The organism is Streptomyces sp. NPDC046727 (assembly GCF_040645635.1).
Taxonomy (GTDB): Bacteria; Actinomycetota; Actinomycetes; order Streptomycetales; family Streptomycetaceae; genus Streptomyces.
Genome location: NZ_JBEYYR010000007.1, coordinates 231,584 through 251,053 on the forward strand (window position 1 = coordinate 231,584; position 19,470 = coordinate 251,053).

The 19,470-nt window shown below is 71.7% G+C and carries 21 protein-coding genes and 2 pseudogenes; 6 read left to right on the plus strand and 17 right to left on the minus strand.

Annotated elements, in window-relative coordinates; all coding sequences use genetic code 11:
- Positions 1 to 40: 40 nt before the first annotated feature.
- Positions 41 to 2,428 carry an excinuclease ABC subunit UvrA gene (locus ABZ937_RS11595; RefSeq protein WP_361689218.1) on the plus strand — a complete coding sequence of 796 codons (2,388 nt, stop codon included), beginning with the start codon at positions 41 to 43 and terminating at the stop codon, positions 2,426 to 2,428.
- Positions 2,429 to 2,503: 75 nt separating this feature from the next.
- Here ABZ937_RS11595 and ABZ937_RS11600 read toward each other — a convergent pair whose 3' ends face one another.
- The 5 genes from ABZ937_RS11600 to ABZ937_RS11620 form a co-directional block, all read right to left on the minus strand.
- Complete coding sequence (locus tag ABZ937_RS11600; protein ID WP_361689221.1) at positions 2,504 to 4,534, minus strand: AAA family ATPase; 2,031 nt, start codon at positions 4,532 to 4,534, stop codon at positions 2,504 to 2,506.
- Positions 4,535 to 4,585: 51 nt separating this feature from the next.
- The gene (locus tag ABZ937_RS11605; protein ID WP_361689224.1) at positions 4,586 to 5,200 is read right to left on the minus strand and encodes a TetR family transcriptional regulator; all 615 of its coding nucleotides are present in this window, start codon (positions 5,198 to 5,200) and stop codon (positions 4,586 to 4,588) included.
- A gap of 9 nt (positions 5,201 to 5,209) precedes the next feature.
- Positions 5,210 to 7,435: an aminoglycoside phosphotransferase family protein gene (locus ABZ937_RS11610; protein WP_361689228.1), complete on the minus strand. Its 2,226-nt coding sequence runs from the start codon at positions 7,433 to 7,435 to the stop codon at positions 5,210 to 5,212.
- A 173-nt stretch (positions 7,436 to 7,608) separates the two neighbouring features.
- Complete coding sequence (locus ABZ937_RS11615; protein ID WP_361689231.1) at positions 7,609 to 8,334, minus strand: HAD-IA family hydrolase; 726 nt, start codon at positions 8,332 to 8,334, stop codon at positions 7,609 to 7,611.
- Positions 8,334 to 9,215: a GntR family transcriptional regulator gene (locus ABZ937_RS11620; protein WP_361689234.1), complete on the minus strand. Its 882-nt coding sequence runs from the start codon at positions 9,213 to 9,215 to the stop codon at positions 8,334 to 8,336. Before ABZ937_RS11620 ends, ABZ937_RS11615 begins: the two co-directional genes overlap by 1 nt.
- 129 nt (positions 9,216 to 9,344) lie before the next feature.
- On the opposite strand from ABZ937_RS11620, the gene ABZ937_RS11625 reads away from it, so the two are divergent.
- Positions 9,345 to 9,533 carry a hypothetical protein gene (locus ABZ937_RS11625; protein ID WP_361689237.1) on the plus strand — a complete coding sequence of 63 codons (189 nt, stop codon included), beginning with the start codon at positions 9,345 to 9,347 and terminating at the stop codon, positions 9,531 to 9,533.
- On the opposite strand, the gene ABZ937_RS11630 is transcribed toward ABZ937_RS11625, so the two are convergent.
- Entirely contained in the window at positions 9,528 to 10,436 is a 909-nt protein-coding gene (locus tag ABZ937_RS11630; protein WP_361689240.1) for a GntR family transcriptional regulator, read from the minus strand. The two genes, ABZ937_RS11625 and ABZ937_RS11630, sit on opposite strands and share 6 nt — an antisense overlap.
- 362 nt (positions 10,437 to 10,798) lie before the next feature.
- Positions 10,799 to 11,401, minus strand: coding sequence for an aerial mycelium formation protein (locus tag ABZ937_RS11635; protein ID WP_361689243.1), 603 nt, complete (start codon positions 11,399 to 11,401; stop codon positions 10,799 to 10,801).
- 159 nt (positions 11,402 to 11,560) lie between these two features.
- Between ABZ937_RS11635 and dtd the strand changes: the two genes are divergently transcribed.
- Positions 11,561 to 11,986 carry a D-aminoacyl-tRNA deacylase gene (dtd, locus tag ABZ937_RS11640; protein WP_361689246.1) on the plus strand — a complete coding sequence of 142 codons (426 nt, stop codon included), beginning with the start codon at positions 11,561 to 11,563 and terminating at the stop codon, positions 11,984 to 11,986.
- A 14-nt stretch (positions 11,987 to 12,000) separates the two neighbouring features.
- On the opposite strand, the gene ABZ937_RS11645 is transcribed toward dtd, so the two are convergent.
- The 7 genes from ABZ937_RS11645 to ABZ937_RS11675 form a co-directional block, all read right to left on the minus strand.
- Complete coding sequence (locus ABZ937_RS11645) at positions 12,001 to 12,966, minus strand: folate-binding protein (protein WP_361689249.1); 966 nt, start codon at positions 12,964 to 12,966, stop codon at positions 12,001 to 12,003.
- 9 nt (positions 12,967 to 12,975) lie between these two features.
- Positions 12,976 to 13,413, minus strand: a complete 438-nt coding sequence (locus ABZ937_RS11650; RefSeq protein WP_361689252.1) for a transcriptional repressor — start codon at positions 13,411 to 13,413, stop codon at positions 12,976 to 12,978.
- A gap of 16 nt (positions 13,414 to 13,429) precedes the next feature.
- Positions 13,430 to 14,005: an FABP family protein gene (locus ABZ937_RS11655; RefSeq protein ID WP_361689254.1), complete on the minus strand. Its 576-nt coding sequence runs from the start codon at positions 14,003 to 14,005 to the stop codon at positions 13,430 to 13,432.
- A 356-nt stretch (positions 14,006 to 14,361) separates the two neighbouring features.
- Positions 14,362 to 14,649 carry a DUF1416 domain-containing protein gene (locus ABZ937_RS11660; protein WP_010351646.1) on the minus strand — a complete coding sequence of 96 codons (288 nt, stop codon included), beginning with the start codon at positions 14,647 to 14,649 and terminating at the stop codon, positions 14,362 to 14,364.
- A gap of 36 nt (positions 14,650 to 14,685) precedes the next feature.
- Complete coding sequence (locus ABZ937_RS11665; RefSeq protein ID WP_361689257.1) at positions 14,686 to 15,531, minus strand: sulfurtransferase; 846 nt, start codon at positions 15,529 to 15,531, stop codon at positions 14,686 to 14,688.
- Positions 15,532 to 15,656: 125 nt separating this feature from the next.
- Entirely contained in the window at positions 15,657 to 15,737 is an 81-nt protein-coding gene (locus tag ABZ937_RS11670; RefSeq protein WP_350751515.1) for an Ms5788A family Cys-rich leader peptide, read from the minus strand.
- 205 nt (positions 15,738 to 15,942) lie between these two features.
- Positions 15,943 to 16,680, minus strand: a complete 738-nt coding sequence (locus ABZ937_RS11675; protein WP_361689260.1) for a DUF2993 domain-containing protein — start codon at positions 16,678 to 16,680, stop codon at positions 15,943 to 15,945.
- A 131-nt stretch (positions 16,681 to 16,811) separates the two neighbouring features.
- Here ABZ937_RS11675 and ABZ937_RS11680 point away from each other — a divergent pair, with 131 nt between their 5' ends.
- A complete protein-coding gene (locus ABZ937_RS11680) occupies positions 16,812 to 17,075 on the plus strand; it encodes a DUF3099 domain-containing protein (protein ID WP_361689263.1) in 264 nt (87 codons plus the stop codon).
- A gap of 46 nt (positions 17,076 to 17,121) precedes the next feature.
- Here ABZ937_RS11680 and ABZ937_RS11685 read toward each other — a convergent pair whose 3' ends face one another.
- On the minus strand, positions 17,122 to 17,484 hold the full coding sequence (locus tag ABZ937_RS11685; protein ID WP_361689266.1) for a DsrE family protein: 363 nt from the start codon (positions 17,482 to 17,484) through the stop codon (positions 17,122 to 17,124).
- Entirely contained in the window at positions 17,481 to 17,714 is a 234-nt protein-coding gene (locus ABZ937_RS11690; protein ID WP_361689269.1) for a hypothetical protein, read from the minus strand. Before ABZ937_RS11690 ends, ABZ937_RS11685 begins: the two co-directional genes overlap by 4 nt.
- 591 nt (positions 17,715 to 18,305) lie before the next feature.
- On the opposite strand from ABZ937_RS11690, the pseudogene ABZ937_RS11695 reads away from it, so the two are divergent.
- Together ABZ937_RS11695 and ABZ937_RS11700 are read left to right on the plus strand one after the other, a co-directional pair.
- Positions 18,306 to 18,897, plus strand: a pseudogene (locus ABZ937_RS11695) (DUF5753 domain-containing protein); the annotation flags it as partial.
- Positions 18,894 to 19,055: pseudogene (locus tag ABZ937_RS11700) on the plus strand (DUF397 domain-containing protein); the annotation flags it as partial. The pseudogenes ABZ937_RS11695 and ABZ937_RS11700, both read left to right, overlap by 4 nt.
- On the opposite strand, the gene ABZ937_RS11705 reads toward ABZ937_RS11700, so the two are convergent.
- The gene (locus ABZ937_RS11705) at positions 19,027 to 19,455 is read right to left on the minus strand and encodes an SRPBCC family protein (RefSeq protein WP_361689272.1); all 429 of its coding nucleotides are present in this window, start codon (positions 19,453 to 19,455) and stop codon (positions 19,027 to 19,029) included. The pseudogene ABZ937_RS11700 and the gene ABZ937_RS11705 sit on opposite strands and share 29 nt — an antisense overlap.
- Between the last annotated feature and the right edge of the window lie 15 nt (positions 19,456 to 19,470).

The following is a 19,470-nucleotide window of genomic DNA, read 5'->3' on the forward strand; positions in this document are numbered from 1 at the left end:
CGGAGGCGGCCCCACGGACGGAGAGACGACGACGATGAGCATGACCACGAGGACCGACGCAGCGGCGAGCGCGCACCCATCCCGGCCCGCCGACAGCCATGAACTGATCCGCGTGCACGGCGCGCGCGAGAACAACCTCCGGAACGTCAGCGTCGAGATCCCCAAGCGCCGACTGACGGTGTTCACCGGCGTCTCCGGCTCGGGCAAGAGTTCGCTGGTCTTCGACACCGTCGCCGCGGAGTCGCAGCGGCTGATCAACGAGACGTACAGCGCGTTCGTCCAGGGCTTCATGCCCACGCTGGCCCGGCCCGACGTCGACGTGCTCGACGGGCTGACCACCGCGATCATCGTCGACCAGCAGCGGATGGGCGCCGACCCGCGCTCCACGGTCGGCACCGCCACCGACGCCCACGCCATGCTGCGCATCCTCTTCAGCCGGCTCGGCACCCCGCACATCGGCTCGCCCAAGGCGTTCTCCTTCAACGTCGCCTCGATCAGCGGCGCCGGCGCGGTCACCGTGGAGCGCGGCGGGAAGACGGTGAAGGAGCGCCGCGAGTTCAGCATCACCGGCGGCATGTGCCCGCGCTGCGAGGGCCGCGGCACGGTCACCGACATCGACCTCACCCAGCTCTACGACGCGGACAAGTCGCTGAGCGAGGGCGCGCTCACCATCCCCGGCTACAAGCCCGGCGGCTGGAACTACCGCCTCTACACCGAGTCCGGCTTCTTCGACCCGGACCGGCCGATCCGCACGTTCACCAAGCGCCAGCTGGACGACTTCCTGTACCGCGAGGCGACCCGGATGAAGATCGCGGGCATCAACATGACCTACGAGGGTCTGGTCCCGCGGATCCAGAAGTCGATGCTCGCCAAGGACCGGGAGGCGATGCAGCCGCACATCCGGGAGTTCGTGGACCGCGCCGTCACCTTCACCACCTGCCCCGACTGCGACGGCACCCGGCTCAGCGCGGCGGCCCGGTCCTCGAAGATCAAGGGGATCAGCATCGCGGACGCCTGCGCCCTGCAGATCAGCGACCTGGCCGAGTGGGTGCGCGAGCTGGACGAGCCGTCGGTGGCGCCGCTGCTCGCCTCGCTGGGCGGGACCCTCGACTCGTTCGTGGAGATCGGCCTCGGCTATCTCTCCCTCGACCGGCCCGCGGGCACGCTGTCGGGCGGCGAGGCCCAGCGCACGAAGATGATCCGCCATCTCGGCTCCTCGCTGACCGATGTCACGTACGTCTTCGACGAGCCGACCACCGGCCTGCACCCGCACGACATCCGGCGGATGAACGACCTGCTGCTGCGGCTGCGGGACAAGGGCAACACGGTGCTCGTCGTGGAGCACAAGCCGGAGGTCATCGCGATCGCCGACCATGTGGTGGACCTCGGCCCGGGCGCCGGTACGGCGGGCGGCACCGTCTGCTTCGAGGGCAGCGTCGCCGGACTGCGGGCGAGCGGCACGCTCACCGGGCGGCACCTGGACGACCGGGCCAAGCTGAAGGAGACCGTACGCAAGCCCACCGGGGCCCTGGAGATCCGCGGCGCCACGACCCACAACCTGCGGGGCGTGGACGTCGACATCCCGCTCGGCGTGCTGGTGGTCGTCACCGGTGTCGCCGGCTCCGGCAAGAGTTCGCTGGTGCACGGGTCGATCCCGGCCCGCGCGGGCGTGGTGTCGGTCGACCAGGCGCCGATCCGCGGCTCACGGCGGAGCAACCCGGCGACGTACACCGGTCTGCTGGAGCCGATCCGCAAGGCGTTCGCCAAGGCCAACGGCGTGAAGCCGGCGCTGTTCAGCGCGAACTCCGAGGGCGCCTGCCCCGCCTGCAACGGCGCCGGGGTCGTCTACACCGACCTGGCGATGATGGCCGGGGTCGCCACGACCTGCGAGGAGTGCGAGGGCAAGCGGTTCGACGCCTCGGTGCTGGAGTACCACCTCGGCGGGCGGGACATCAGCGAGGTGCTGGCGATGCCGGTGGCCGAGGCCGAGGAGTTCTTCGGCGACGGGGAGGCCCGCACCCCGGCCGCCCACCGCATCCTGCGGAACATGGCCGACGTCGGCCTCGGCTACCTCACCCTCGGCCAGCCGCTCACCACGCTGTCCGGCGGCGAGCGGCAGCGGCTGAAGCTGGCCACGCACATGGCCGACAAGGGCGGCGTCTACGTCCTGGACGAGCCGACCACCGGCCTCCACCTCGCCGATGTGGAGCAGCTGCTCGGCCTGCTCGACCGGCTGGTCGACGCCGGCAAGTCGGTGATCGTCATCGAGCACCACCAGGCGGTCATGGCGCACGCGGACTGGATCATCGACCTCGGCCCGGGCGCGGGCCACGACGGCGGCCGCGTCGTCTTCGAGGGCACGCCGGCCGACCTGGTCGCAGGTCGCTCCACCCTGACCGGCGAACACCTGGCGGAGTACATCGGCTGAGGTCCGCCCGTGGGGTGCCGCCTGCGCCCACCCAGCGCGGGCAAGCGACCCCACCCCGGCCCCGCCCCTCCAACCTCAGAACGGCAACGGCCTCGCGTGTACGACGTCCAGCCGGGACACCGCCCGCGTCAGCACCACGTACAGCCGGTGCGCGCCACGGGGCTCCGCCTCCGCCACCGCGGCCGGTTCGACCGCGATGACGTGGTCGTACTCCAGGCCCTTGACCACGCTCGCGGGGACGACGGTCAGTCGGGCGCCGAGCGTGTCGGGACCGGCCGTGTCGATGCCGGCCCGGGTGAGCGCCTCCCGCACCCGGGCCGTGTCCGCGTCCGCCGTGACCACCCCGACCGAGCCCTCCCTCGCCAGGGCGTCCCGTACGGCGGTCACGGTCGTCCCCAGCAGATCCTCGGTCGGCCGGAGCGTCAGCTCCCCGTCCGTGCGCAGCGAGGTGGCGGCGGGTACGGCGACGTCGAGGCGGGCGAGCAGCCGGTTGGCCAGGTCGACGACCGCCGCCGGCACCCGGAACCCGGTGGTCAGCGGCACCACGGCCGCGTCGGCCCGGCCGAGGTGGCGCAGTTGGACGGACCAGTCCCGGGCCGCCCACGGGGTGGTGCCCTGGGCGAGGTCGCCGAGGACGGTCAGTGAGCCGAAGACGGCCCGGCGGGCGATGGCCCGGCACTCCATCGGCGAGAGGTCCTGCGCCTCGTCCACGACGATGTGGCCGTACCCCTCGGGGTGTTCGATCAGCCCGGACAGTTCGTCCAGCAGCACCAGGTCGGCGGGCGACCAGCGGGCCGACTTGTACGAGCGCGGCGGGCGGGGCCAGCCCAGGGCCGTCTGCTCGTCGGGATCCAGGAGGCCGTCGGCGGCGCGGGCCAGCACCGAGCCGTCGGTGAGGAGTTCGGCCAGGATCTCCTCGGGGCGGGCCTTCGGCCAGACCGCGTCGAGGTGTGCGGTGAGCGGCCGGCACCGCTCGACGCGGCGCACCCAGGAGGCGGGCAGGACCCCGGAGCGCCGTTCGGCCTGCTCGCGCAGCCGCCGTACCACGCGGGTGTGCACCCGCTCCCGGCCGACGGCGTACGGCGGTTCCTCGGTGCGGACCTCCGCCACGATCGCCGCGAGTTCGGCGGCGGGGACGCGCCACCGGTAGGAGCCGTCGGGTACGGCGAGGTCGGCCACGCCCTCGGTGGTCACGCGCGCGTACAGCGCCCGGCGCAGTACCTCGGCCATCCGGGCGTCGTGCTTGACCTGCGCCGTGTCCGCCGGGTCCGTGCCGGTGGCCGGGTGGCGGGCGAGCTCGTCCAGCAGGGTGGACTGGCGGATGCCGGTCTCGCCGAGGGCGGGCAGCACCTCGGAGATGTACGACAGGAACGTGCGGTTGGGGCCGAGGATCAGCAGGCCGGAGCGCTGGAGCCGCTTGGGGTGGGTGTACAGGAGGTACGCGGCGCGGTGCAGGCCGACGGCGGTCTTGCCGGTGCCGGGGGCGCCCTGCACGCACACGGACTCGGTGAGCGCGGCGCGGACGAGGTCGTCCTGCTCGGGCTGGATGGTGGCGGCGATGTCCCGCATGGGCCCGACGCGGGGCCGTTCGATCTCGCGGGCCACGATGTCGCTGGTCCGGGACTCGCCCCGGCCCAGGTGCTCGTCCTCCAGGCCGGTGAGGTCGGTGGAGTCGCCCCGGCTGCCGGGCGCCCAGCCGAACCGGCGCCGTACCGCCACGCCCTGCGGGTCGCGGGCGCTCGCCTGGTAGAAGGCGCGGGAGACGGGGGCCCGCCAGTCGACCACGAGGGGCGGGGCGGCGGGGTCCTCGGTGATCCGCAGCCGGCCGACGTGGTAGTGCTGCCCGCCGTGCTCGGGGTCGCTGCCGGCGAAGTCGAGGCGGCCGAAGAACAGCGGGCCCGGCGGGAGTTCACGCATGGCCTTGGCCTGGCTGCGCAGCCGGTAGCCGAGGACCTCGGCGTCGGCGCCGGAGGCGGAGACGTCCTCGCCGATGACGACCTGTTCGGCGGCGCCTTCCACCATCGCGGCGAGGGCGGCGCGGCAGGTGTCGTGGTGGGCGCGCTCGGTGTGGAGGGTGTCCGTGAGGGCGGGGTCGAGTGGCGTCATGGCGTCCAGCGTAGCGCCATAACGTTACCAAGTTACATTTTTAACCCAGTTTCATTCGCTGGGCTTCAGCTGCGGCAGCCCCTCCCGCAGCCGCCGGAACGCCCGCTCGGCCGCCCGGACCGCGTCCGGCGCCACCTCCTCGACCGGCTCCCCCGCCGCGATCCGCCGCCAGTTGTCCAGGGCGAGGATGCGCTGCACGGCGATGATCTGCCCCGCGGCCAGCCGAGCCTCCAGTCCGCCCCCGAGCGCCTCGGCGAGCGCCGCCTCCGACCGCTCCAGATGGCCGTACGCCCGCGCCACCAGGGCCGGAGTGCCGTAGAGCAGACGGTGGAAGGCGAGCACGCCGGGGTGGTCGTTCAGGCCGGTGACCGGGTCGCGCCGGTCCAGGCCGGCGAGGAAGTTCCGGCGCAGCGCGTCGACCGGGTCGGCCGCCCCGGCGACCACCCGCGCGGCCTCCGTCTCGTGGTCCGCGATCCGGTGCAGGACCAGGTCCTCCTTGGCCGGGAAGTACCGGAAGAGGGTCGGCTTGGAGATGCCGGCCGCGGCGGCGACCTCCGCCACGGACACCGCGTCGAAGCCCCGCTCCAGGAACAGCCGTACGGCGATGTCCGACACGTCCTGGTACATCCGCTGCTTCTTGCGCTCGCGCAGGCCCATCTCACCCATGGGGTGAGCCTACGCAGGGCCGCCCGGCACCGGCGGCCAGGCCAGGAGCGGGCTGCCGTGCCGCCGGGCCGACAGGCCCAGGGAGGCGGTGGCCGCGGCCAGGGTCATGGCGTACGAGTCCACGGCGCGGCGCACGTTGGGCGCGTCCAGGCCGGCCCCGGTGACCAGGCGGTCGAGGTCGACGTAGGCCGAGCGGACGATCTCGATCCAGCGGTACACCCGCCAGTCCTCCTGCCAGCCCTTGGTGAAACGTGCGGCCAGCCGGGCCTCCCAGCGGCGGAACATGCGGTCGCGGATCTCCGGGCGGGTCGGGGTGAGGTGCATGTGGCGGACCAGGTCGTACAGCGGGTCGCCGATCAGCGCCATCTCCCAGTCGATCAGGGTGAGCGGCGGACCGTCGTCGCGGCGCACCAGGTTCCAGGGGTTGAGGTCGCCGTGCAGCAGGGCGGGGTCGCGGTCGGTGACGCGGTGCCGGGCGAGGATCTCGCGCAGCCGGGGCGCGTCGGGCAGGCCGAGGAAGCGGGCCAGTTGCCGGCACTCCTTCGGCAGTCCGGCGACCAGCGCCACCAGCTGGTCGCTGAGCCACGCGTAGAAGCCGGGCGGCCCGCCGAGCGGGTCGAGCGGGGCGTGGTCGACCTGGGTCAGCGCGGCCAGCTGGTCGACCAGGCAGTCGGCCTCGGGCGGGCGGAGTCCGTGCACCGGGTGCTCGGGGCGGCGGCCGAGGCCGCGGGCGCCCTCGTAGGTGTGGACGGTGAAGCGGTCCCCGCGGTACCGCAGGCCGGGGTCCGTCGCATGGCTCTTGCCGAGCGCCAGCACCCGGGGCGCGGCCACCGGCACCCCGGACCGCTCGATCGCCCGGAGTACGGCGTGCTCGCTGAGGAAGCCGGTCTCGCGCCGCAGGACGACGGCCGCCTCGCGGCGGACGACGACCGGGAACGGCGTTCCGGGCACCCGGAGCACCGTGTTCAGGTGCGTGGCCCCCTTGAAGACCCGGCCGGCCGGGGCGGCGCCCTCCAGGAACAGCGCGTCGGCGACCGCGGAGCGGGGGAAGTCGGGGTGCTCGGGGACCCGCCGGTCCGGTGTCCAGCCGATGAGCCGGGCGGTCGGGTCCCGTCGCGGCACGGCGCCGGACGCCCCCCGCCGGAACAGGATCCGTTCGATCTCCGCCGTCTCGGGCACCCGGCCCAGCCGCAGCGGCCCGGCGGCGGCGCGCAGGGCGCTGCGGACGGTGGCCGTCGCCTCGTCCAGGCGCTCCTGGCCGAAGGACTCCTCCAGCGAGCGCGCGGCCCCGATGACGTCGGCGTAGAGGGACCGGGCGTACTCGAAGGCGAGGTAGTGCCGCAGGTCCCGGGACAGGCCGGCGGTGGCGGCGGGGCGCACCCGGTGCACGGCCTCGGCCCAGGCGCCCGCGGCCTCGCGCCGCTGGTGCTCGGGGTAGCGCATCCGCACCAGATGGACGGCGAGATCGTGCAACGGGTCGCCGTACCCGGCCAGTTCCCAGTCCAGGCAGTGCGGCGGCACGCCACCGGCGCGCGGCAGGACCAGGTTGCCGCGGTGCAGGTCGCCGTGGAGCAGGCCGTACGGCCGCCGGGCCAGCGCCGGGACCCGGTCGGCGAACCGCGCCAGGGCGTCCTCGGGCACGCCGAGGGCCGTGAACAGGCCCCCGTAACGGCGCAGGTCGGGCCGCTGGAGCTGCTGGTCGGCGAGGTGGGCCAGGGTGCGCAGGAAGCCCTGGGAGTCGGTGTGGTTGCGCGGCCAGTGGGCCGGCCGGGGCGGCAGGGCGCCGGCGCGCACCTGGACGACGGCGGCGAACAGCTCCCCCAGGTCCGTCAGCAGCGGCCCGTCGACCGGCTTGCCGGGGCCGCAGACCTCGGCGAGCACGACTCCGTCCACATGGCTGTGGACGGCGTACCCCTCCCCCGCCGCCAGGCACTCCGGCACGGGCAGCAGTCCGCGCAGCGCGCGCAGGATCTCCGGCTCGCTCCGCCAGGTCCGGATCACCATCGGCACGGTGTCGGGACGCGGCACGCGCACGGTCACCAGGGTGCCCGGCGCCCGGCCCAGCAGCCCGGCCAGCGGCTCGGTGAGCGGGACGACGCGGTGGCGCGGAGTGAGGCCGCCGCCCGCCCGGCCCGCCGCCACGGCGCGGGCCACGAAGTCCCGGACGACGGCATCCGTCCGGACTCTGCCGACGTGCCCCCCGGCCGCGGCACGGGGGACAGGCGGTGCGCCCACTGGCCGCTCCGGGGTCGATCGCACGAAAGGGAAGGGTCGAAAGGCCAGTCGAGCAGCCGGGCGGGTGGTCCGCCACTCGTCTGTGCCGGGCGGCGGCCGAGGACCGGCGCGTCGCCGCTCCTTGCGCACGAGTACGCAGGTGTGTCCGCGCGGTGGCCCGGACCAGTCGCATGCTAGCCGAACGGGCGCCCCCTCCGGAGCAACCGCAGCAACGGCTCCAGCGTGCGGACGACGTGGCGGGCGCCGGCCGCGCGCAGATGCTTCTCCTTGGCCTCCGCACGCGCGTAGCCCAGGAACGGAACGCCGGCCTCGCGGGCCGCGGTCAGGTCCGAGAGGGAGTCGCCGATCATCAGGGCGGCGACGGGGGCGGCGCCCATCGCGCTCAGGGCGCGGTTGAGGCAGTGCGGATGCGGCTTGAGATGGTGCAGCTGGTCGGTGCGGCCGTACAGGTGAGGGGCGAAGCAGCCGGTCAGGCCCCGGGATTCGAGGTAGGTGCGGGCGGCCCGGGGCGAGTTGTTGGTGGTGACCGCCAGCCGGGCGCCGACGGCCGTCCAGGTGCGGATCACCGGGTCGGCGTAGGCGGTCGGCAGCGCTGAGGCGGCGGCCCGCAGCTCCTCCTGGGTGAGCCGTTCCTCCAGCCCGGCGACGAGGTCGCTGCCCGGCCGGCGGCGGCCCACGGCGCGCAGGACGACCTGCGGGTCCAGGGTCTCCCGTTCGGTCTCGGTGAGCAGCCCGTGCAGGCCCTGCCGCTCCAGCCAGTCCACCAGGTCGGCGGCCACCCGCTCGGCCCGGTGCCGGGCGAACAGCCGGCAGATCGGACCGTCGAAGTCCCACAGCACGAACCGGGCGGGTGTGATCAGTTCCCGAAGCTTCTCGATCTCGGTCGCATCAGAAGTCACTAGGAGAGTGTCAGGTCCGTGGTGATGGTTTCCCAGAGGGCGTCGAACCACTTCTGTGACTGCTCCACGAACGCCGCGTCCCGCTGCCCGGCCCGCTTCTCGAAGGAGAAGAGGAGGGACTCGGAGCCGAGGGTGTCGTACATCTCCAGCGTCCGGCCGCTCTCGGTGGGCTCCTCGCGGCGCGTGACCATGTAGTACGCGTGCAGCGCCTCCGCGCCGTTGAGCAGGTACAGCTTCGCCGGCGGGGTGAACGGCAGCGCCCGGAAGGTGACGTGGACGTCGATGTCGTGGGTGCCGCGCAGGGCCTGGAGGTTGTACTGCAGCACCTGCCCCTGGGCGTTGCGCATCGCCAGCCAGCGCTGGTGCACGGCGTCGTCGTCGCTGCCGGCGTCGACCGAGACCGGGAAGGCGAGGTTGATGTCCCGGGACGGCAGCAGGATGCGCGCGTCGATCCGCTCGGGCCGCAGCCGGCCGTCGTGGATCAGGCGCAGCGGCTCGCCGAGGGCGGGGATCAGGCTCTGCGCGGTCAGGCAGACGGCGTCGATGCGCACGTGCGGCGCGGAGAACGCCTCGGTCAGCCGGGGGGCGAGGGCCACCATGGTCGGCTGCGGCTCCTCGTGCGCGGGGGCCGGCACGGCGACCCGGGGCGGGCTTCCCTTGCTGACGTCGCTGAGCAGACCGTCCTCGTGCAGCGCCCGCAGGGCCTGGCGCACGGCGCCGCGCTCCACGCCGAACTCCTCGGCCAGCTCGGCCTGGGTGGGCAGCCGCTCGCCGGGGCGGAGGGCACCGGTCCGGATGCGTACGCGCAGGGCGCCGGCGATCTCCTGGGGGGTGAGCCTTCTGCTGCCGTTCACTGCCACGTTCTCCTCGGTCACGACCAAACGCTACAACCCCCGCCCATCTACCGGGAGTTGTCCTGGAGTTGTTTGTAATGCTCGGCCAAGTGGGGACAACTTAAACATAGTTGGTTGCCAACTTGGTCGAGTTGGCAGACGAAAGGGGGAACGTCCATGCCTGTCCTCGCGCTCCTCTCCGCCCTCTTCGTGGTCGGCTTCGAGCAGCTCGTCCAGTGGCGGTTCGGCGCCGCCGGCATCGTCGGCGTGCTGCTGCTCACCATCGGCGTCAAGGCCAAGAGCCCGGCCGTCAGCTCCGCCGGCGCGGTCCTGCTGGCGGTGCTCCTGGCCGGTCCCGCGCTATGACGTCAGCACCAGCTCCGAGCTGATCGTCTCCCACAGCGCGTCGAACCACAGGCGCGACTGCTCCACGAACGCCGCGTCCCGCTGCCCGGCCCGCCGCTCGAAGGCGAACAGCATGGACCGGGTGCCGTCGGCGTCGTACAGCTCCACGTGCTCGTGCTCGATCTCCCGCTCCCGGCGCCCCAGCGTGTAGTACGCGAACAGCGCCTCGGAGCTGTTGAGCAGGTACAGCTTCACCGGCGGGGTGAACGGCAGCGCCCGGAAGGAGATCCGGACGTCGACGCCGTGCGTGGTGCACAGTGCCAGCAGGTTCTGCCGCAGCACCAGGCCCTGGGCGTTGCGCTGGGCCAGCCAGCGCCGGTGCAGCAGCCCCCCGTCGTCGGCCTCCACCGGGGTCGGGAAGGCGAGGTCGATGTTCCGGCTGGGCAGCAGCAGCCGGACGTCGATCTTGGCCGGTTTCAGGCGTCCCGCGTGGATCTGCCGCAGCGGCTCGCCGATCGCCAGCGTGAGCGAGACCGAGGTCAGGCAGAGCGCGTCGATCCGCACGTGCGGGGCGGCGAAGGCGGCGGCGACGCGCGGGGTGAGGCCCACCATGGTGGGCTGCGGCGGCGCGGCCGGACCGGCCGGGGGGCGCGCGGGCGCCGGGACCAGCGCCACGGTGGCGGGGCTGCCTTTGGAAACGTTGGTGAGCAGGTGCTCCGACTGCAGGATGCGCAACGCCTGCCGTACGGCGCCGCGTTCGACGCCGAACTCGTCGGCCAGCTTGGCCTGCGTGGGCATGCGCTGACCCGGCCGCAGCTCACCGGACCGGATCCGGCTGCGCAGTTCGTCGGCGATCTCGCGGTGGGACGAGCGGGGCCGCTGTGGCCTCGTCCGTCCACTGGCGGAGGCGTGCTCCGGGTCCACGAAGAAACCCTACAACTTCCCGCCAACTTCCGGCAGTTCGGCAACAGGTGGTTATGAGACGCGTCCTGGCGGAGATAAGTACAGTGAAGTTGGCTACCAACTTGAATGACATGGTCGAGCTTCCCAGTGGTTGGCCGAACGGGCTCCCTTCCGGAGGGGAGCCGGGAGCCCGGGCAGGGGGGCGGCCACCGGAACGCACAGTCACAACTGAACACCGACAGCTGAATACGGACAGGGCACAGCCACAACTGAACAGCTCGCTACGGATGCACAGCCGACGTGTCACCAGCCAGGAGGGAACCACCGGAAGACAGGGCGTCGCCCCCACCGGGGACGGCGCCCTCTCGTTCGCCTCCCGCTTCTCACATCAGCAGATCGTCCACCTGCGCCTCGCCCACCCGGTACCGGCGCGCGATCTCCCCGCTGCAGTCGTCGGCCGTACGCTGCAGCCGCTGCCGCCGCCGCGAGACCTCCTGCTCGTACCGCACCAACCGCCCCATGGCGGCGGTCAGTTCCAGATCGGTCCGCGCCGTCAGGTCGGACAGCTCGACCTCGCCGAGCATCTCCGTGGCCAGCCGCCGGTACTCCTCGTTGTGCGGGGTGCCGAGCGTGACATGGCGGGCCGAGGAGCGGTGCCGGGCCGGGGCGTCCTTGAGGATCTCCGGGAGCCGGTCGACGACGGAGCCGTCCGCCGGCGCGGGCACGGACACCCGGCCGCGCCGGGCCAACTCCGCGCGCAGGATGTCGATCCGGCCCTGCAGCAGCCGCCGCACATAGCTGAGGTCCGCCTCGTCGCGCTGCGCGTCACGGCGCACGGTGCGCAGCTCGGGCAGGCTCAGCCGGGCCAGATCGTGCTCGGGAGGCTCGGCGGGCAGCGCCGGGCCCGGGGTGCCGTCGGCGCGCTGCGCGGGCGGCCGGCACGTCCCCTGCGTCTCCAACCGCCCGCTGGTGCTCGGTGTGCTCATGTGCTTGTGACCGTCCCCTCGACCGGCGTGTGAAAGCATCGTGCCACCCCAACTGGCCACAATGTGACCCAGTGCCCCCGAACGGCCCCAGATGGGCGGTAAGAGATCCATATTGGGCCCCCTGCGGCCCCGCGCACGGCACCCGGCATGATGGTCCGCATGCGTGCGGTGGTGCAGAGGGTGGACGGCGCGAGCGTCGTCGTGGACGGCGAGACGGTGGGCGCGATCGAGGGCGAGGGCCTGTGCGTCCTGGTCGGGGTGACCCATGAGGACACCAAGGAGAAGGCGGCCCAGCTCGCCCGCAAGCTGTGGACGATCCGCATGCTGCACGACGAGAGGTCGTGCAGCGACATCGCCGCCCCGCTCCTCGTGATCAGCCAGTTCACCCTCTACGGCGACGCCCGCAAGGGCCGCCGCCCCACCTGGAACGCGGCGGCCCCGGGCGAGGTCGCCGAGCCCCTGGTCGACGAGGTCGTGGCCCAGCTGCGCGCCCTGGGCGCGACGGTGGCGACGGGCCGCTTCGGCGCGCAGATGAGGGTCTCCCTGACGAACGACGGCCCGTTCACGGTGCTGCTGGAGATCTAGGCCCTCGTCAGGAGCTAGGGCTCGACCACGACCTCCTGCGCGGCCGCCGTCTCCCCGGCCAGGAGCCGCGCGTCGACCGGCACGTTCCGCTTCACCAGCGCCAGTGCCACCGGTCCCAGCTCGTGGTGCCGTACGGACGTCGTCACGAAACCGATCCTGCGGCCCTCGGGGCCCTCGTCCGCGACGCGGATCTCCGTGCCCGGCACCGGCAGGTGGACGTCGCTGCCGTCCAGGTGGAGGAAGACCAGCCGGCGCGGCGGCTTGCCCAGGTTCTGGACGCGGGCGACCGTCTCCTGGCCGCGGTAGCAGCCCTTCTGCAGATGCACGGCCGTGCCGATCCAGCCCAGCTCGTGCGGGATGGTCCGGTGGTCGGTCTCGAAGCCGAGGCGGGGCCGGTGGTGCTCGACGCGCAGCGCCTCGTGGGCGAGGAGGCCGGCGGCCGGACCGTGCCCGGCGGCGAAGGACTCCAGGTCGGCGCGCGGCAGGAAGAGATCACGGCCGTACGCCGTCTCGCGTACGACGACGCCCTCCGGCACCTCGGCGATGGAGCCGGCGGGCAGGTGGACGACCGCGATGTCGGCGGTCCGGTCGGCGACCTCCACCCGGTAGAAGAACTTCATGGACTCCAGGTAGGCGATCAACGGCTCCTGGGTCCCGGGCTCCACGTGCGCCCAGACGGTCGTCCCGTCGTCCACCAGGTACAGCGCGTGCTCGATGTGCCCGTGCGCGGAGAGGATCAGGGCCTCGGTGGCCTGGCCCGGCGGGAGGTCACTGACGTGCTGGGTGAGCAGAAGGTGCAGCCAGCTCAGCCGGTCCTCGCCGCTGACGGTGATGACACCGCGGTGCGAGAGGTCGACGAAACCGGCGCCGTCGGCGAGGGCGCGCTGCTCGCGGAACAGGTCGCCGTAGTGGGCGGCGACGCCTTCGTCCACACCCTCGGCGGGGACGGCGCCGGGAAGGGACAGCAGGGGGCTCTTCATACGGCAAGCCTACGACGTGGTACTTGAACCCTTCAGGGAACAGTCCTGGCAGCGGCCGAAGATCGCGAAGTGCTTCATGTCGGTGTCGAACCCGAACTGCTGCCGCAGCTTGGCCGTGAACTCGGCGGCCACGTCCACGTCCGCCTCGATGACGTTCTCGCAGTCCCGGCACACGAGGTGCAGATGGTGGTGCCGGTCGGCGAGGTGGTAGGTGGGCGCCCCGTGCCCGAGGTGGGCGTGGCTGACCAGGCCCAGCTCCTCCAGGAGCTCCAGCGTCCGGTAGACGGTGGAAATGTTGACCCCCGACGCCGTCTTCCTCACTTCCACGAGGATGTCGTCGGGGGTCGCGTGCTCAAGGGTGTCCACGGCTTCGAGGACAAGCTGCCGCTGCGGCGTCAGCCGGTAGCCGCGCTGCCTGAGGTCGCTCTTCCAGTCGGTGCTCACCACACCGACGAGTCTAGAGCTATCTGAAGAAGGCGATCCCGTCGTCCGGCATGTCGTCCGGCAGGGCCTTGGCCCAGCGCTCGACGTCCTCCGGGGTGACGACCTTCTTCAGCTGGGCCGACATGTAGGGGCGCAGCGGGACCTCGGGGGTCTGCTTCTCGCCGACCCACATGAGGTCGCTCTTCACGTAGCCGTACAGCCGCTTGCCGCCGCTGTAGGGCTGGGAGGCGGCCGTGCGGGCGACGGCGTCGGTGGCCAGGTCGATCTGCGGCTTCTTGTCGGCCATCTCGCCGTACCAGATCTCGATGACACCGTCGTCGCGGGTCATCGTGACCTCGACCTTGCGGTCGGCGCCGATCCGCCAGTAGCCGGACTCGGACTCCAGCGGGCGGACCTTGTTGCCGTCCTTGTCCAGCACCCAGGTGTGCGAGTGGTACTCCAGGAAGTCCCGGCCGTCGTGGCTGAAGCTGACCTCCTGCCCGAAGTTGCACTTCTCCGAGCCGGGGAAGTCGTGCACGCCCGCGCCGGCCCAGTTGCCGAGCAGGAAGGCGAGCGGGACGAGGTCCTTGTGCAGGTCGGACGGGATCTCGATCATGAGCGGATTGCTTCCTAGATGTGGGTCAGCGCTGGCCCTGGTACAGCTTCTTCACGGTCAGACCGGCGAAGGCGAGCACGCCGACGCAGACCAGGACCAGCAGGGTTTCGAAGAAGATCTCCACGGGTGCTCCTTGAGCGAGGGTGGGCATACGACAGAGCCGCTGCCCAGCTTACGCGGCCTGGACGCGGCCTTCCCCGCGAGGTATACCGACCGCCGCCGCTGGGCTGGGCGGGGCCGGGCCGGGCCGGCGAAGCCGAAGGGCCGCACCCCCACTGGCGTCCAACCCAGGGGATGCGGCCCTCAGCCGTCACTGAGCCCGTCACTGAGCCCGTTCGAACCCGTCAGGGCCCCGCTCAGACCGCGATGGCGACCTCGGCCAGGCCGCCCTGCTGGGCGACGACCGTGCGGTCCGCGGTGGCGCCCGGAACCAGCGCGCGCACCGTCCATGTGCCCTCGGCCGCGTAGAAGCGGAACTGACCGGTCGCGGAGGTGGGCACCTCCGCGGTGAACTCGCCGGTCGAGTCGAGGAGACGGACGTAGCCCGTCACCGGCTCGCCGTCGCGGGTCACCTGGCCCTGGATCGTGGTCTCACCGGGCTTGATCGTCGAGGCGTCCGGGCCGCCGGCCTTCGCTCCGCACATGTTGAAACTCCTTGAGGGGTAAAGGTCGGGGAGGTCTTACTTGTTGGCGCCGAGCTCGATCGGCACGCCGACGAGGGAGCCGTACTCGGTCCAGGAGCCGTCGTAGTTCTTGACGTTCTCCACACCGAGCAGCTCGTGCAGCACGAACCAGGTCAGGGCCGAGCGCTCACCGATGCGGCAGTAGGCGATCGTGTCCTTGGCGAGGTCGACGCTCTCCTCGGCGTAGAGGGCCTTGAGGTCCTCGTCCGACTTGAAGGTGCCGTCGTCGTTGGCGTTCTTCGACCACGGGATGTTGCGCGCGGTCGGGACGTGGCCCGGACGCTGCGACTGCTCCTGCGGCAGGTGGGCCGGGGCGAGCAGCTTGCCGGAGAACTCGTCGGGCGAGCGGACGTCGACCAGGTTCTGGGAGCCGATCGCGGCGACCACGTCGTCACGGAAGGCGCGGATCGAGGTGTCCTGGGCCTTGGCCTTGTAGTCGGTCGCGGCGCGCTCGGGCACGTCGGAGCCGTCGACCAGCTCGCGGGCGTCCAGCTCCCACTTCTTGCGGCCGCCGTCGAGGAGCTTGACGCTCTCGTGGCCGTACAGCTTGAAGTACCAGTAGGCGTACGACGCGAACCAGTTGTTGTTGCCGCCGTAGAGGATCACCAGCGTGTCGTTGGCGATGCCCTTCTTCGACAGGAGCTTCTCGAAGCCCTCCTGGTCGATGAAGTCACGGCGGACCGGGTCCTGGAGGTCCTTGGTCCAGTCGATGCGGATCGCGTTCTTGATGTGGTTCTTCTCGTAGGCGGACGTGTCCTCGTCCACCTCGACGATCGCGATGGTCGGGTCGTCCAGGTGCTCCTGGAGCCAGTCGGCGTCGACCAGGACGTCGCTGCGGCTCATGCTCTTTCTCCTCCGGGGCAGTTGCGGCGGGGTGTGCGAGTAGAGGGGGGCGCGCTCGACGGGCGAGCGGCGCACGGGTGCCCTGGGAGCAGGGCGGGGTGAGATGCGGGAGTCGGAGCTTCCGCTCAGAAGGGGCGACAGAGCATGGCGGCAACGCGGCACAGGTCCACTGCCCGCCGCTTCGTGAGATCCGCCTGTCGCTTCATGGGTGCGATCGTAGGGACGTACGGGCGGGCATGTCACCGGTGTGTCATATGTCGAGACACGATCGTCCGAATGGCGGGATGAAAAGAGCGCCCGGACGGGCCTCGCGGGGCCTCCGGGCGCTCGGACAGGTCAGGGGATCTACGCTGCGGACGGGACCGTCTCGCCAGTCGGACACTCGGTGTCCATGCCGGCGTCTCCCGGTCCCTACCCCGCCAGCTTGACGTCCGAACCCTTCACGCTGATCTGCACGCCGTCCGGCGCAGCCTCCACCTTGTCCAGCTTGATCCCGCCGGGCAGCTGGTCGATGGCCTGCTGGAAGTCGGTGATCGTACGGATGCGGTCCTCGGCGATCGCGGCGGCGCCCAGCTTGGGCAGGGAGTCCGCGTGGACCTCGACCTTGTCGTTCACCACGCTCACCGAGCTGAGCACGGACACCGTCTGCTTGATCCCGAGGGACGAGACGGTGCCCTCCACCGCGACCTTGATCTTCCCGTTGCCGCCGTCGGACAGGCCCACGACCCGGGCGGTGACGCCGGGGGCGACCTCGGTCGGCTCGGACTTCGCGGTCTTCAGCAGCTCGGCGTAGGAGACCGTCGCGGTGCCGGTCGCGGTGGCCGCGGTCGCGGAGCTGTAGTCACCGGAGAACTCGACGCCCTTCATGTCGGCCTTCAGGTCGTCGACGCGGATGGTCTGGCCGGGCTTGCCGGTGGCCGCCTCGTAGTCCTTGATGCCGACCTCGACGTCGTCCAGGGAGCCGCCCGCGACCTGGGTGAGGAAGGGGAAGCCCTTGATGTTCACGTCCGGGGTCGAGGCCAGGTTCTCGGTCGACTTCAGCTTGTCCGCGGCCTCGCCCTCGGCGAAGTGCACGGCGACCCGGTCCACGATCACGAACAGTGCGCCCAGGATCACGACGATGATCAGGAGTATTCGCAGGGCTCGCATGTGGTGGTTCCCCCGGGTCGGTGACGGCGTTCGGAATGCGGTGTGTCTACGCCACGGTAACCCTGCCGGGCCGGGCCGGACGGGAATTGTGGATCAGTTGTGACAGGGCTCGCCGGACCTACCCTGTACGTATGTACGCCCGGCGACGGCACCTCTACTTCGCCATGATGGGGACGTGTATCGGCCTCTTCGTCCTGGCCTGGTCGGTCGTGCGCATCTGGTCCGTCCCGGCCGCCGTCGGCCTGTGCATCGTGGCCATGGTCATCCCGCCGGTCGCCGCGATGGTCGCCAACCGCCGGGGCCCGGACGACCGCTGGTGGGACGACCCCTCCGGCGACCCGCAGTCGGACGAGTGGTGGGACGAACTGGACGGGAAGAAGCGCCCCCGGCCGTAGGTGCCCGGCGGGCGGATCCGCCCGGGTTGCACCGGCGTGCCGCCGGCTAGTAGACGAGCGCCTGGGTGTCGTCCCCCAGGGTCTCCTGCACGAAGACCTGCGCGCCCGCGATCCGTACGCCCTCGATGACGTCCTTCTCCGTGATCTCCCGGCGGGCGGCGCACTGCGTGCACAGCGTGATGCGCCCGGCCGCCAGGACCGACTCGATCAGATCCGGAAGCGGCGCGGCATGCGGCAGCTCGAACTCGGCGGCCCGCCCCGGCAGCGCGAACCAGGACGACTCCCCGGTCAGCCACAGCGAGACCTCGACCCCACTGGCCACGGCCACCGCCGCCACCGTGAACGCCTGCGAACAGCGCTCGGGGGCATCCGACCCGGCCGTCACCTTGATCACGAGCTTCTTGTTCATGCCGGAAGCGTAGCCGCGAGGACGGCGGTCGCGATCAGCGTGACGACACAGAGGGCGGTGAGGGCACCGCTCACGAAGGCGCCGTCGCCCCGGCGCCGCCTGCGCCGGGTACCCGGGTGGAACGGCGGGATCGCGTAAGCGGGGTAGAGGGGCGTCCGGTCGTGCGGCACCAGCCCCTGCTCCTGCCGCCGCTTGCACTCCTCGTACGGAAGTCCCTGGTCGGCCATCATGCGCGGTGCTCCTTCCTCTGGTGCTGGCGCAGCAAGACGTTCACGTCGGTCTCGGCGCTCCGGTCGTACACCGCCCGCGCGGCCTCCCGTCGCTCCGCCAGCTCCAGGCAGACGGCACAACCCGGGACGGGACGCGGCGGCCGGCCTCGTCCAGCGGCGGGGGCAGTGACGGCTGTGTTCTCGTCCGGTGATTGACGGCCCGGACACTCGCGCCGAGCCGCTCCCGGTCCGTGGCCGGCCGCAGCGTCTCCGGCACGGCCTGCCACTCCAGCCCCCCGCCGACGGGACGGAGCATCACGTAGGGGCCGGCGCGGTCGCGTACTCGCCGACCTTGTCGATGGCGGGGTCGTAGAGAAGGCGTCCGGGCTCGTGGGGCTCCGACGTCGTGGTCACCATGGCCAACTCCTTTCCATGAACGCCTGAACGCAGCGCAAGGATGCAGCTACGCTGCGTGTTCGGCGGTGCTTAAGAGCATGGCGCACGGGGAGGGTGTTTGGGCTGTTGAGCGGCCCAAATTCAACGCGGGGCCTGCCAGATTCAACAAATTCAACAGGAGCGCGATGCCGCAGCGACTGACGATCATGGAAGCGGTCGCAGTTCAGCAAGATGGAGAGCGGGCAAACACTGGGCGGGCCGGAGGTCGTGCAGGCTCTGGACCAGTACTACGGGACGTCTCCGCTGCTGCTGACGCTGTGGGAGCTGGCGATGGCGGATCCGACGCAGTTCAAGGAGCAGTACCGGCGGTACATGCTGCTGGAGGCCGAGGCGGTCAGCCTGTGGCACTACGGAGGTGGCGCCTTACACGGATTGCTTCAGACCCCGGAGTACGCCCGTGAGTTGCTCGCCGCGGGCGGCATCAAGGGCAAGCTGCTGGAGCACCATCCTCTCCGAGGCAGCCCTCCGCACGTCACTGCGCGACGCACGGGCGTGGCGGGAGCAGCTGGAGTATCTGGCGGAGGTGGCGGAGCGCCCCAACGTCACCTTCCACGTCGTGCCCTTCGGCACGGGACTCCACGGCCTGATGAGCACCGAGGTGACCTACCTGCGGCTGCTGGACGGCCGAACCGTGGCCTACACCGAGAACGACGTACATGGTGAACTGGTCGAGGAAACCAGCAAGGTTGAGCGTTTGCAGCGTACGTATGATGCGGTGCGCGACCTGGCGCTGCCCCCGGCCGAGACGGCGGCGCCTGCCTCGAAGTCGCCGACAACATCCCCTCCCTCGTCCCCGTCCGCGACAGCAAGGCCCCCGCCCGCGGAGCGCTCTGCTTCCAGGCCGGGGCCTGGGCGGCCTTCGTGGACGGAGTCAAGTTCAGCGGCCTTGTTCCGCGTACTCCTTGAAGTGGTCCAGGTCGCTGCGGACGACGCGTTCGATCGCGGTCACCTGGGCGAATCCCTTGGGGCCGCCGAACTCCGCCCTGACCGTGTCGGGGTCGTACTCGAGGCGTGCCTGGATCCGGGTGTGGTTCTTGTCGAGGGAACGTAGGGAGAAGGAGCCCTTCAGCGAAGGGGTGCCCGTGGTCCGCCACTCCATCACGCGTTCGTCCTCGCGGTCCGAGACCACGGCCTCGAGCTCCCGGGAACGGCCGCCGGCCTCGACGTCCAGACGGGCGCGGCCTCCGGTCTCCCGGGCGCCGCGTATGCCGTCCACGAAGCGCGGATAGTTCTCCAGCCGGTGCAGGCTGTCCCATGCCTTGTCGATCGAGATGTCGACGTCGACGTGTTCTTCGAGGGTGCTCATGGCTACCTCCGGGAT